8 protein-coding genes are annotated in these 13,694 nt (G+C 72.9%); 2 read left to right on the forward strand and 6 right to left on the reverse strand.

Going from position 1 to position 13,694, the window contains the following annotated elements:
• Positions 1-10: 10 nt before the first annotated feature.
• Genes ACFO6V_RS09575 through ACFO6V_RS09595 form a run of 5 tightly spaced genes read right to left on the reverse strand, consistent with a single transcriptional unit; the run spans position 11 to position 8,850 of the window.
• Complete coding sequence (locus tag ACFO6V_RS09575; RefSeq protein ID WP_377134606.1) at positions 11-2,107, reverse strand: alpha-galactosidase; 2,097 nt, start codon at positions 2,105-2,107, stop codon at positions 11-13.
• Complete coding sequence (locus tag ACFO6V_RS09580; RefSeq protein WP_377134608.1) at positions 2,104-2,994, reverse strand: carbohydrate ABC transporter permease; 891 nt, start codon at positions 2,992-2,994, stop codon at positions 2,104-2,106. Before ACFO6V_RS09580 ends, ACFO6V_RS09575 begins: the two co-directional genes overlap by 4 nt.
• A 1-nt stretch (position 2,995) precedes the next feature.
• Positions 2,996-3,937 carry a carbohydrate ABC transporter permease gene (locus tag ACFO6V_RS09585; protein ID WP_377134610.1) on the reverse strand — a complete coding sequence of 314 codons (942 nt, stop codon included), beginning with the start codon at positions 3,935-3,937 and terminating at the stop codon, positions 2,996-2,998.
• A complete protein-coding gene (locus ACFO6V_RS09590; protein WP_377134612.1) occupies positions 3,934-5,238 on the reverse strand; it encodes an ABC transporter substrate-binding protein in 1,305 nt (434 codons plus the stop codon). The genes ACFO6V_RS09585 and ACFO6V_RS09590 overlap by 4 nt, the downstream gene beginning before the upstream one ends.
• A gap of 57 nt (positions 5,239-5,295) precedes the next feature.
• Entirely contained in the window at positions 5,296-8,850 is a 3,555-nt protein-coding gene (locus ACFO6V_RS09595) for a DUF5107 domain-containing protein (RefSeq protein WP_377134614.1), read from the reverse strand.
• A 130-nt stretch (positions 8,851-8,980) separates the two neighbouring features.
• On the opposite strand from ACFO6V_RS09595, the gene ACFO6V_RS09600 reads away from it, so the two are divergent.
• Positions 8,981-9,868 carry an AraC family transcriptional regulator gene (locus ACFO6V_RS09600; protein WP_377134616.1) on the forward strand — a complete coding sequence of 296 codons (888 nt, stop codon included), beginning with the start codon at positions 8,981-8,983 and terminating at the stop codon, positions 9,866-9,868.
• 222 nt (positions 9,869-10,090) lie between these two features.
• Entirely contained in the window at positions 10,091-12,178 is a 2,088-nt protein-coding gene (locus ACFO6V_RS09605; protein WP_377134618.1) for an NPCBM/NEW2 domain-containing protein, read from the forward strand.
• A gap of 71 nt (positions 12,179-12,249) precedes the next feature.
• Here the strand turns inward: ACFO6V_RS09605 and ACFO6V_RS09610 are convergent, their stop codons facing one another.
• On the reverse strand, positions 12,250-13,686 hold the full coding sequence (locus ACFO6V_RS09610; protein ID WP_377134620.1) for an alpha/beta fold hydrolase: 1,437 nt from the start codon (positions 13,684-13,686) through the stop codon (positions 12,250-12,252).
• Positions 13,687-13,694 lie beyond the last annotated feature (8 nt).

The raw sequence follows: 13,694 nt of genomic DNA on the forward strand, positions 1-13,694 counted from the left end.
CCGCGCATCCTCACACCCGGTCCAGGATCACGACATCACAGTCCCGGTAGGCCCATCCGACGGCGAGACCCTCGGTCCCGAGCTCCTTTCCTGTGAATGTGCTGGTCCCGGCTTCGTCGTCGCGCAGCCGGTATCGCGCGTCCGGGTCCAGGTCGCGGAGGCGGACGGTGAGATCGGCAGCACCGGACCGCCGCCATGCAAGCACGACGACGGCGTCCGCTCCCGTGTACTGCACCGCGCACGCCTCGTCCGACGGCGCCCCGTGCCGCCGCACCCGACCGGTGTGCACCACGGACCGGATGGACCGGTACAGGTCCACCAGGGAGGAAGCGCGTTCCCGCGTCGCCGCGTCCCACGCGAGGAGGTCGGCGCCGATGCCCAGCACCCCCGCCATCGCGACGACGAACCGGAACTCCAGGCTCGCCGGCGCGCCGTCCCGGTCTCGGTCGAGCAGGTCCGGCAGGTCGGTGACCCACGAGCTCATCGTCCAGGCGGGCAGCACGCCCAGGAATCCGTGCTGGATCGCCAGCCGGTCGCGCGGTCCGGTCTCGTCGCTGGGCCAGACGACGTCGGTCCGCGCGAGCACCGCGTGGTCGATCCGCCCGCCGCCGCCCGCGCAGGCCTCGACGGCCACCCGCGGGAACTCGGCGCGCAGGGCGTCGAGGATCCGGTAGTAGGCCTGGGTGTGCCGCCAGGACCAGTCGTCGCCGCCGAGCACGCTCTGCCCGCCGTCGGCGATCGAGCGGTTCATGTCCCACTTGAGGTAGGTGACGTCGCCGTCGCCCAGCAGCCGGCGCAGCGTGCCCAGCACCCACTCCTCGACCTCGGGCCGGCCCAGGTTCAGCACGTACTGGTTGCGCAGGGTCTCCAGCGGACGGCCCGTCACCTGGTGCGCCCACTCGGGGTGCGCGCGGTACAGGTCGCTGTCGGGGCTCACGGCCTCCGGCTCCACCCAGAGGCCGAACCGCATGCCGAGCGCGCGGACGCCTTCGGCGAGCGGGGCCAGGCCGTCCGGGTTGCGGTGGAGGTCCACCTCCCAGTCGCCGAGCGCCGCGCGGTCGCTCGTGCGCCCGCGGAACCAGCCGTCGTCGACCACGAAGACCTCGGCGCCGACCTCCGCGGCAGCCTTCGCGAGCTCGAGCTGGTGCTCCACGCGGACGTCGAACGTGGTGGCGAACCACGAGTTGTAGACGACCGGCCGGTGCTCGGGGCCGCGGGTGCGGGCCAGCGTCGCCTGGTACTCGTGCCAGGCGTGCGCCAGGTCGTCGGCGTCGCCCTCCACGCGCACCCCGGCAAGCACCGGGGTGGTCAGCCGCTCGCCCGGCGCGAGGGTGAGGATGCCCGACTCGTCGTCGGGGCCGGCGGCGACCCGGACGTGGTCGGCGAACGGCACGGCGTCCAGCGTCATGCGCCAGGAGCCGCTGTATCCGAGCGCGACGCCGTACCGGACGCCGGCGTCCGCTCCGGCAGAACGGACCACCCCGTCCGTGACGGCGGGTACGACCGTCACCACCGGCGCATACGTGTGCGACGTGATGCCCTGCCGGCTGCCGATACTCAGCGATCCCGCGCCGAGCGTCACGTCGAAGGGCGTGAACTCGCGCGACCACGCGCCGCCGAGCAGGTTCACCGAGGCCCCGGAACCGGCTGGGATCGCGAACGCTCCGCCCCAGGCCCTGAGCAGCTCGATCGGCTGATCCGAGGCGTTGTGCAGCTCCGTCCACTTCTCCACGACGTCGTGCGCGGGGTGGGTCCGCAGGTGCAGGCGCACGCCGAGGCCGAGCACGTCGTCGGCCAGCGGGCACACGAGGTGCGTCGCGCCGTCGTCGTCCCGCCCGAGCACTACCTCGCCCGAGCGCACGAGGCGCGCGCCCCGCAGGCCGTCCGCCCGCCGGACCACGAGCTCGGCGCCGTGCACGTTGCGGGTGCCGAGCGCCGTCGCCTCCAGCGGGAGCAGGTCCAGGTCCGCCTCGAAGGACGACGTCGCGGCCGCAGGAGCGGGCCCGTCACCGCCGTCGGGCCCCCAGCCGACGGCGACCAGCCCGGCCCCGCGCGGCGCGAGAGCCACCACGTACCGGCCCGACCGGGTCGGGAGCGTCCACGTCATTTGTTGGCCCCCACGAGAAGTCCGGACACGAACTGCTTCTGGAACATGAAGAACACGATTGCCGTCGGGACAGCCGCCAGCAACGATCCCGCCGCCACCACGTTCCACGCGCTCGCGTAGCCGCCCTGCAGGTTGAGCAGGGCCGCGGTGATCGGGAACTTCGACTCGGTGCGCAGCACCGTCATCGCCCAGATCAGGTCGTTGAAGATCCACGTCGTCGCCAGGGCCGCGAGCGCCGCCAGCGCCGGCCTGGACAGGGGCAGCACTATGCGCCAGAAGATGCCGCCGGGTCCGGCGCCGTCGAGCCGTGCCGCCTCGAAGACCTCGGTGGGCAGGCTGCGCATGAACCCGTGCAGCACGAACGTGTAGAAGCCGATGCCGAACCCGACCTGGACGACGACGAGCGCGGTGCGGGTGTCAGCGATGCCGATGGCCTCGGTGATGGCCGCGACCGGGACGAGCAGGATCTGCGGCGGCAGGAGGTTCCCGGCGAGCATGGTGAGCAGGATGGTGCGGCGGCCGGGGATGTCGAAGCGGCTGAGCGCGTAGGCGGCGACGGACGACAGCGCGAGGGAGGCGAAGACCGCCCACGCGGTGACGACGACGCTGTTACCGAGCGCCTGGAGCACGCCGCCGTCGGTGAGCGCGGTGGCGAAGCCCTCGGTGCTGAACGACGCGGGGAGGGCGCCGAGGCCGCGGCTCGCGATGTCGTCGAAGGACCGGACGGCGACAAACAGGACGAACACGATGGGGCTGAGCCACAGGAGCGTCACCGGGATCATCGCGACGTGCAGCCACGGGGAGCGGGCGGCGCGGGGCCGACGACGTCGGCCGGCTGTGCCGGGCCGGAGCCCGGGCGACGCGACGGGTGAGGCGAGTGCTGACATGTCAGTCCTCCGTCCGGGCCTGGCGGGCGAGGTAGGTGATGATGAAGCCGATCGCCAGGGCGAAGATGACCACGGCGATGGCCGAGGCGTAGCCGAGGTTCCCCGTGGTGAACGCCTGCTGGAACATGTAGGTGCTCAGCAGCTGGGTCTCGTTGTACGGGCCGCCGCGCGTCATGGCCCAGACGATGTCGAACGTGCGCAGCGAGTCGATGACGGTCACGGCGAAGACGACGGTGTTCACGCCGCGCAGCTGCGGCATGACGATGCGCCAGAACCGCTGCCACGCGTTGGCGCCGTCGACGGCGGCGGCCTCCTCGAGCGTGGGGTCGGTGCCCTTGAGGCCGGCCAGGTAAAGCACCATGATGTAGCCGACCTGGCGCCAGACGGCGGCGATCAGCACGGCCCACAGCGCGACGGCGGGGTCGGCGAGCCACTGGCGTTCCAGGTGCTCCAGCCCGAGCAGGCCGAGCGCGCCGTTGATGGGCCCTTCCGGCGCGTACATGACGCGCCAGAACAGGCCGCTGACGGCGAGCGAGACGACCATGGGCAGGTAGATGGCGCTGCGGTACAGGCCGACCAGCGGCCCGGGCTTGTTCAGGGTGACGGCCAGGACGAGCCCGCCCACCACCGACAGGCCGCCGAAGCCGAGGACCCAGATCACGTTGTTCCGCAGGGCGGTCAGGAAGATCGGGTCGTCCGCCAGGTCGCGGAAGTTCTGCAGGCCGACGGGTTCGGCCAGGCCGATGCCGTCCCACCGGGTCAGGGCGAGCGAGAACGAGTTCGCGGCGGGCCAGAAGACCCAGAACAGCTCGAGCACGAACGGGACGAGCAGGAACACCCAGACGAGCAGCGGGACGCGAGCGAGCCGGGAGCGGCGGCGGGGCCTGCGGCTCCCGGCCCCGTCGCCCTGCCGCGTCGCGGCGACAGAGGTCTGGGTGCTCACGACGCGAAGACCCCCTCGGCCGCCGTCTGCCACTCGTCCAGGATGCTCTTCATCGAGTCGGGCTCGGCGAGGAACTTGGTCAGGGCGGTGTCGGCGGTGGCCTGGAGGGCGTCGGAGGAGTCGCGGTTGAAGAACTGCGTGATCTCCTCGGTGCTGCTCAGCAGCTCGATGCCCTTCTGCACGAGCGGGCTGAAGGCGGACGTGTCGACGTCGGGCGACGTCGGCAGGTTCGCGGAGCCGGACTGCTCGATGAACTTCTGCTGCGACTCCGCGGAGGCGAGGTAGCTCAGCAGGTCGAGTGCGCCCTGGTGGTTGTCGCTCTTGGCGGCCGCGAAGAACCCGTCGGTCGGCGCCTCCTCCGCGGTGGGCACGGACTCGTTGATGACCGGGACCGAGAAGAAGTCGAGGTCGTCCTGCTGGTCCTCGGGGAAGTAGGAGGTGACGAACGCCCCGACGAGGTACATCGCCGACTTGTCCTGGGCCATCGGGGTCGCTGCCTCCTGGGCCGAGTACGACACCATGTTCTTGTCGAAGTACGGGATGAGCCGCTTGTACTCCTCCATGACGGCGACGACCTCGGGGTCGTTGAACGCGTGCTCGCCGGCCAGGAGCTCTCGGTGGTACTGGGCGCCGTTGACCCGCAGGTTCAGGTAGTCGAACCAGCCCGACGCCATCCACGGCGTGGACGCCAGGCCGTTCGTCAGCGGGTTGATCCCCTGGCCCCGGAGGTTCTCGCACAGGGCGTGGAACTCGTCCCACGACGTCGGTGGCTCGACGCCCCACTTCTCGAACGACGACTTCTTGTAGAACACGCTCCACCAGTAGTAGTTGGTGGGCACGAAGATCTGCTTGCCGTCGGCACCCGACGAGAGGCCACGCAGCGCGTCGGAGTACCCGGCGCACGCGCCGTCGCCCTCCCACAGGGGCGACACGTCGAGCAGCAGCCCCTCCTCGGCGTAGGACCGGGCGACGGAACCGGCGTACCAGCTCAGCACCTCGGGCGCGTCACCGGACCGCAGGTAGTTGGTCAGCTGCGCCCGGAACTGCTCGGTCGCCACCGAGTTCATGGTGACGTCGCCGCCCGGGTAGGCCTTGACGAGCGCCTCCAGCGCGGCCTTCGGGTCGGCGTCCTGGATCGAGTTCTGCAGGGTCACGACGCCGGTGCTCGCACCGCCACCGCCGCCACCGCCGCCCGGCGTCGTACCCACGCACGCGGCCAGCAGGCTCGCGGCGCCCAGCGTCATGCCGCCCGCGAGCAGCTGGCGGCGGGTCAGTTCGAACATCTTGGTTCGCTCGGACATCTTGGTTCCTCCTCCGTGCGCCGTCGTTGGCGCACTGGTGAATTCGGTGCAGTGCATTCAGTGCACGGAAACGGGTAGGTCCGCATCCGTAGTCGGTCCGGCCGGTGTGGGTCCGTGCAGCAGCTCAGCGCCCCGGCGGGCGACGCCGTGCCGCAGGTCGGCCGCGTGCCGGGACGCCGCGAGCTCCGACCGCATCAGCAGGGCCTCGCCAGCCGCAGTGTCGTCGGCCAAGAGGGCGAGCTGGGCGTCCAGGAACAGCACGCGCCGGTCGCGCACGCGCAGCGGGTCCTCCTCGAACAGCAGGAGGTCGGGCAGCGAGGTGGCGAAGTAGTCCACGCGGGGTACCTCGACGGCGTACCGGTCACGGTAGGCGCGCAGCGACGCCGTCAGCTCGTCCGCCGCGTCGTGCTGCCCGGTGCGGCGCAGGGCGAGCACCGTCCAGAACGTCTGCTCACCGTGCTCCTGCGTGCTCATGTCGACGAAGTCGCCGCGCTGCGCCGCGGCGGTGCGCCACGCGCCGGCGGCGTCGCCGGGGTTCCCGGCGGCGGCCAGCGCGTCCCCGAGCAGCAGGTGCAGGTACGCGGTGCTGGCCAGCGGATGACGCGCCTCCCCCAGGTTGCGCGGCGGCGCAAGAGCCGCCCGCACGTGCTCGACGGCGTCGCGCGCCCGGGCATCGGCGAGCGCGTCCAGCGCGAGCCGGGTGTGCGCACGGTCCCAGGCCAGCAGCGCCTGGCCCTCGCCGCCCTCCCAGGGGTGGAGCCGGCGTCGGCCGAGGATCGTCACCGCCTGGTCGGCCCGCCCTTCGGTGATCATCAGGTGCAGCGTCTCGACCGCGAGGTCGTCGCGGTCGAGGGCGGCGGGGCCGCCGTCGTCGGATGACCATGCACCTGCTGCCAGGTTCGATGCCTGGCTGGCAGCAGATGCATGGTCATCTGATGTCATCAGGGCGTCGAGGCGGGCCGCGGGGCCCGTCCCCGTCAAGGCCGCGAGCTGGTCGCTCTCGTACAGCAGGCGCGCGTCGCCCGGCGCGGCGGCACGCGCCCGGACGTATGCGTCGCGGGCCGCGGTCAGGTCCCGCTCGTGGTTGACGGCGCCCAGGCCGATGTTGCGCCAGGCAACCGCGTCAGCCGGGTCGAGCGTCACGGCCTGACGCCAGAGCGCCAGGGCGTCCGCGCGGCGTCCGGCGGCGTAGGTCCAGTGCCCCAGCAGCGACCGGGCGACGGCGTCGCCGGGTTCGGCGTCGGACGCCTCCTGGAGCACAGCCGCGTCGGCGAGCCGGCCGGGAAAGCACCAGGTCACGTCGAGGGTGCGGGCCCGGAGACGCTCTTCGGCGGCTTCGGCGGCGCGGTCCGCGAGCCGCAGCACGTGCGCGCGGTGGTAGGCCAGCAGCGGCCGGACGGCGGTCTGGCCCGCCGGCCGGTGGTCCTCGCGGCGTTCGGCGTCGGCCAGGCAGGCCAGCGCTGCCTCGTGCTCCCCCACCCCGGCGAGCTCGATCGCGACGTCCAGAAGGGTCTGGGCGTCGTCGCTCGCGGGCAGCCCGTCCAGGTGCCGCAGCCAGGCGTCGAGCGGGTCGAGCGCGCGGGCCGCGGCCAGCGCGGAGGCGGCCGCCTCGTGCTGCCCCGCCCGGCGGTGGCACACCACCGCGAGGGCGAGCGCCTGCAGGTGGTCCGGCTCGGTGCGGCGCACGTCGGCGATCCGGGCGAGGGCTTGCTCGTGGCGGCCCGCGCGCGCGTCGAGCCGGGCCATCCGGTAGCCGGCGGGGGCCCGCCAGGCCCGTGCCCAGGCGGCCTGCGCGTAGGCCTCGTAGGCGCCGGAGTCGTCGCCGAGCTCCTCGCGCACCAGGCCCAGCAGGTAGACGGCGGTGGTGTCGCGGGGGCTGCGGTGCAGCCTGGTCAGGCGCCCGACGGCGCGTTCGAGGTGTTCCGCGGCCTCCGCGAAGCTGCCCGCCACGTAGGCGCGCCGCGCGAGACCGATCAGGCTGTCCGTCTGCCCGGGGTCCCGGCGCAGCGCCTCGTGCCAGTACGGCTCGGGGGCGCGGGTGGCGTGCCGGTACAGCTCGAGGTGCGCAGCGATCAGCGCCAGCTCCTCGACGCTGCCGACCTGCTCGGGGGCGGGCGGCTCCTCGGCGGGAGCGGGCTCTTCGCTGGTCGAGCCCGCCACGCCGCTGGTTGAGCCGGTCGAGACCTCTTGCTCCGCCCAGGTGACCAGGACCCTCCCCTCGTGGGTCACCGTCACCGTGAGCGGCCCGGCCTCTGCGGGCAGGTCGTGCGCGAGCTGCGCCGGGTGCGCCGGATCGGCGTCCACGACGTCGGTGGCGATCACCCGGCCCTCCAGCGACAGCGTCACCTCGATCCCCGTCAGGGGACGCGGCACGACGACGCCGGTCCGCGCCGTCGTGCCGGAACGTGTCGCCAGCCGCTCCAGGCGGACCGCGGCGTCGAGCGTGGCCCGGTCCACCGGCCCGACCTCGCGGAACGGGTACCAGAACTGGGAGAACACCTTGGTCTCGCCGGGGGCGAGGTGCGCGAAGTCGGGCTGGTTGTCCGTGAACACGCCGGCCATCAGCTCGACGTAGTGGGAGCCGTCGTCGGCCAGGTTCTCGTCCCAGGCGTGCCCGAACGGGGCGTTGCCCCAGGTCCACTGCTTCTTCCCGGGCGAGAGCGCGCGGTCCGCGACGTGCACGAAGCCGAGGCGGGCGGCGTGGTCGTACCCGCCGAAGAACTCCTCGCCGCTGGCCAGGCACATGTACGACGTCGGCACCGGGATGTTGCGGTACCAGTCGAGCTGGTCGCCGGTGAGCTCAGCGGCGTCGGCCGCCGTGCCGACGTCCCCGGCCCGGGCGGGGTAGTCGACGCCGTAGTAGGGCCGGTCGGCGTGCGGGAACGCGGTGATCGCGCGCCGTGCGTGGTCGGCCACGTACGTGACGTCGTGCGGGAAGAACGACTGGTAGTCGTCGTCCACCTTGGCCGCGACGTTGGCCCACCACAGGAACGACTGCGGCAGCTCGGTGCGGTTGTAGAGCCGCACCGTCAGCTCCAGCACGGCGCTGTCGGGGCGCAGCCGCACACCGTGCATGCCCTTCATCCGCGTGAACGGGTCGTGGTCGGAGCACCAGACGACGACGGCGCCGTCGGGCTCCTCCTCGATCTCGACGTCCACCGGGAGGTAGGTCGCCGGGCGGTGGTGCTGCGGCCAGTTGAGCTCGACGCCGCCCGCCACCCAGGGGCCTGCCAGGCCGACGAGCGCGGGCTTGATCACGGGGTTCGTCCAGAAGAAGTCCCTGCCGGTGCGGCGTTCCCGGGCCACGTGGATGCGCCCGCCGAGCTCCGGCAGCACCACCACGCGCAGCCACTCGTTCTCGAGGTGCACCGCGCGCCAGGCCCGCTGCTGGGGCTCGTCGGCGATCTGGTGGTGGAACGGGAGCGGGTACACCCGCCCCGACGACCCCTGGTAGACCCGCCGGTCCAGGTACGCGGGGAACCTGTCGGGCGGCAGGGGTTCGTAGGTGGTCAGGGTGAGCGGCGCCTCCCAGGCGGCCGCTGCCCGGCCGGCCAGGTCGTCGGGCCGGTCGGGAAGGTCGGGCAGGTCAAGCGCTGACTCCACATCGAGCATGTGACCGACGGTACGAACCACCGGCCGACGCCGGAAGCGACGTATCGACTTAACTGCCTGGACGATCCGACGATCCGCGCCGAAGTCCCCCGTACTGACGGGTCCGGGCCGGTGGGGCTACGCTCCAGGTGTGCGAATCCGCGACGGCTTCCCCGGACAGCGCCTACGGGTGCTGCCGACCGCCGTGGTCCGCGCGGCCGCGAAAGCCGGCCCCACCTCGCGACTGCTGGTCACGGACGCGGGCTACTTTCCGCATGCGGCCAACCACGGCCGGGTCCGCAAGCACGGCGCGATCGGGACCATCGTCATCGTCTCCTCCGCCGGGCGCGGCTGGTGCCGCACACCTGGCGGTCTGCACCGGATCTCGGCGGCGCAGGCCCTGGTCATCCCGGCCGGGGTACCCCACGAGTACTGGGCCGACGACGACGATCCATGGACGATCTGGTGGATGCACGCCCGCGGGCCCGACGCGGACGAGTTCGAGCGCGACCTCGCCGGACGCGCCGGGCCCGACGACGTAGCGGTGGTCGAGGTGCACGACCTGGTCCGCGTCGTCGCCGACCTGGAACGCGTCGTCCAGGCACTCGAGACGGACGAGACCTACCCCAGCCTGCTGCGCTGCGCGGGCGCCGCCTGGTCGGTCCTCGCCCAGATCACCGCCGACGCCGCCGCGGGCAGCCCGCTCCGGGGCGAGCCCGTCCGCGCCGCGCAGGAGTACCTGCGCACCCACCTGGACACCGTGGTCGACGTGGCCGCGCTCGCCCGCCGGTTCGGCCTGAGCACGTCGCACTTCTCGGCCCGGTTCCGGGCGGCGACGGGCGGCGGCGTGGTCGAGTACGCCAAGCGCCTGCGGATGGCGCGGGCGTGCGAGCTGCTGATCACCACCGAGCTGCCGGTCGCCGACATCGCGCGCTCCGTCGGGTACCCGGACCCGTTCTACTTCTCGCGCCAGTTCCGCAGCGTCCACTCCTGCAGCCCCACGACCTTCCGCCGCAACCTCCACGACCACGCCCGCTGACCCCGTCGTCGCCTGCCCGGATGATCGGCAATCTGTCAGGTGATCGGCATTCCGAGGTGCCGATCATCTGACATTCTGCCGATCATCCGACGAGCCGCCGCGTCGGATCGTCCAGGTGGGTGCGTCGGGTTCTGCATTCCGTCCAGGTGGGGGCGCGGGGTTTGCTGGGCGGGTTCCTCCTTCGGCGCACCGCCGAACCGACGACGACGTCAGGAGACCTGGATGTTCACCGTACGTACCTGGGCGGCGAGAGCGAGTGCCGCCCTGATCACCACAGCGCTGGCCGCGACGGGGCTGGCCGCGGGCGCCGCAGCGGCCGCGCCCGGCCCCGCACCCGCCGTCGGCCAGCCGACCTCGAGCCCCAGCCCCACGCCCTACCAGGGCTGGAACACCTACTACGGCCTCGGCGGCGACTTCGGCGCCGACGAGGTGCTGGACGTGGCCGACTTCCTGGTCTCGTCCGGCCTGGCCGAGGCGGGCTACGACATCGTGTGGCTCGACGGCGGCTGGCAGGCCGACGTCCCGCGCGGCACCGACGGCCGCCTGCAGGGCGACCCCGAGCGGTTCCCCGACGGCATGGCGGCGCTGGCCGACGCCATCCACGACCGCGGCCTGCGCGCCGGCATCTACACCGACGCCGGCCCGTACATCCCCGGCACCTGCGGGCTGGGCAGCGGCGGCCACTACCAGACCGACGCCGACACCTTCGCCGAGTGGGGGTACGACGCCGTCAAGGTCGACTTCCTGTGCGGCATCACCGCGGACCTCGACCCGCAGGAGGCGTTCACCGCGTTCGCGGAAGCGCTGCGGAACAACAGCTCCGGGCGCTCGATGATCTTCAACCTCTGCAACCCGGTGACCTCCCCGGACTGGGGCGACTACCCCGAGGAGCAGCAGTCGACCTGGTCCTGGACGTACGCGCCCGACATCGCAGAGTCCTGGCGCACCTACACGGACGTCGGGTTCGTGGGGCAGATCCAGTTCAAGGACGTGCTGCGCAACTTCGACGCCAACGCGCGGCACCCCGAGGTCGCGGGCCCCGGGCACTTCAGTGACCCGGACTACCTGGGTCCGGAGCTGGGCATGACCACCGAGGAGTTCCGCACCCAGATGTCGCTCTGGACCATCGCGGCGGCGCCGCTGATCATCTCCAGCGACCCGCGCACGCTCAGCCAGGAGTCGATGGACATCCTGCTCGACGACGACGTGCTGGCCATCGACCAGGACCCGCTCGGCATCCAGGGCACCCGCGTCGGCGCGGCCGGCACCACCGAGACGTGGGCCAAGCCGCTGGCCGACGGCTCCGTCGCCGTCGCGCTGCTGAACCGCGGCGACCGGCCCGCCGAGGTCTCGACCACCGCGCGCGACCTTGGCCTGCGGGGCCGGTCGTTCTCCGTGCTGGACACGTGGACGGACGGCCGCACGCAGTCGGCGGGCACGATCCGCGCCGCCGTCCCGGCGCACGGCGCCGCCCTGCTGCGGGTCACGCCCACCCGGGCGGGCGGCGTCCCGCGCCTGGTCGCCGCCCCGCCTGCCTTCACGGCGGTCGGGTCCGACGTCGTGGCGCCGACCACCGACCTGCTGGCCGCGGCAGGCGACAAGCTGACGACCGAGGTGACGCTGCACAACGACGGCAGCACGGGCGTGCGCCGTCCGGCCGTCTCGCTCACGGCGCCCGACGGCTGGACGGTCAGCCCCGCCGGCCCGGCACCGCGCCTGGTACGCCCCGGCGACTCGGCCACCGTCGCCTTCACCGTGGACGTGCCGCCAGGCACCGGCACGGGCAGCTACGACGTCGCCGCGACAGTCGCGTACGCCGGCGCCCCCGCCGGCACGACGCCGCCGTCGCGCGTGACGGTCGCGCCCGCCACGCCCAGCGGGAGCGGCGTCGTGCTGTCGCACCACCCGTGGGTGAGCGCCGGCAGCGGGTGGATGGAGCCGGCCGTGGACCTGAGCGTGGGCGGCGGCTCGCCGCTCACGGTGGCCGGCACCGTGCACCCGACGGGGATCGGCGTCGCCAGCCCGTCCCAGATCCGGTACTACCTGGGCGGGGCATGCACGCGACTCACGGGTGGCGTCGGGATCGACGACGCCGTGAACAACGTCGGCCCGGAGGGCGGCACAGCGACCTTCGACATCGTCGGCGACGGTGAGACGCTCTGGTCGAGCGGCACGGTGACGCGGGGCGCGGAGCTCCCGTTCGCCGTAGACGTCACGGGCGTCCGCGACCTGACCCTCCGCGTAGGCGACGCAGCCGACGGCGGCTACAACGACCGCACCGACTGGCTGTCGCTGACCACCACCTGCTGACCGGCCGTTGAGTGCTGGGTATTTGTCCTCTCGGAACGTTCCGGGAGGACAAATACCCAGCACTCAACGGGTCAGTAGGTCGCGCGGGGGGCGCGGGGTGGGGTGTAGCGGGTGAAAGCTGCGTCCGTGGTCACGAAGATCGTCTCGAAGGTCTCGTCCCACGTCGCCACGACCTGGGTCTCCGCCGGCAGCGCGGCAGCGGACCTGCCCGTGGCGCGCGGGTTGAGCGGCGGCCAGACGCCGGTCTGTACGCGGTGCTCCAGGGCCTGGATCGCGACGATCTCCTCTGCCGCGGTCACCGTCGGGTGCCCGCCGCGCGCGACCCAGAGGTTGCGGATGTCCCCGCACTCGGCGCGGACGTGGTCGGTGTAGGAGCGGACGTCGGCCGCCGGGGCACCGCCGTCGCCGGTGGCGTGCACCGTGAGGACCGGGACGTCGAGATCGCCCGGCGAGGTGTGCTCGGCCATCCGTGCCCGCGCGGCCGGATCGGCGTCGTACCGCGTCCCGGCGTCCAGGGCGGCGAGGTCCGCACGGAGCTGGTCCTTGCCGAGACCCGCGGCCTCGTAGGCCGCTTCCACGGTCCGGCGTTCCGCGGACCGGCGGAACAGCTCGTGGTAGTCGACGTCGGCGTTCGTCGACGGGTTCCCCCCGAACGTCTCGGCGATGTGCGCCCGGTCCACGGGCCCGTGCCCGTTGAGGTAGGCGTTCACCACCCATTCGCTCAGCGCCTGCGCGGCGTCCTGCGGGTCCTCCGGGCGCGGGCTCGCGAAGTCGAACCAGGCAGGGACCTGGACCAGCGATCCCGCGAGCGCCATGCGCGCGTTCGCCTCGGGGTCGCCCAGCGCCCCGTACGCGGCACCGGTCAGGGCGGCCTGCGAAGCCTCCGGATCGGTGGGGTTCACGATCTCGACCGGGTTGCCGTTCTCGTCCTCCAGGCCGTCGAACAGGAGGGTCATCGCCGCGTACTGCACGTCGAGGGCGGCGTCCCAGCCGCCGAGCGGGTCGAATCCCGCGGACGTTCCGAGCACGCCGTCCACGCGCGGGTCCTGCTCGGCGTGCAGGGTCGCGATCGCGCCGCCGAAGGACTGACCGTTCGCGAGCGTCGTGTCCGGCTCGCCGATCTCGTCGGCGAACCAGTCCAGGACGTTCTCCTGGTGGTCGACGGCGTCGGGCAGCGTGTAGCCGAACCCGTCGTCGCCGAACATCGAGCCGGCGAGCGCGTAGCCCTGGCTGGTCAGCCATTCCTCGGCGCGGGAGTTGTTGGCCAGCTGGTCGGGGATCTCGAACCCCAGCTCCGCGAACTGCGTGGGGAAGTAGCCGTGCGCGAACAGCACGAGGGTGCCGTTCCAGTCGTCGGGGACGACGGCCCGGTAGTCCGCGCCGTCGATCGTTCCGGTGTACTCGGCGACCTCGCCGGACACCGCCTCCACGGCGGCGGCCGGCAGGGCCGATGCCGTCACGATCAGGGCGAGGGCCGATGCCAGGGCCGCCGGTCGTACATGCTTCATGGTGTCGC

Source organism: Promicromonospora alba, from assembly GCF_042654905.1.
In the GTDB taxonomy this organism is placed as follows: domain Bacteria; phylum Actinomycetota; class Actinomycetes; order Actinomycetales; family Cellulomonadaceae; genus Promicromonospora; species Promicromonospora alba.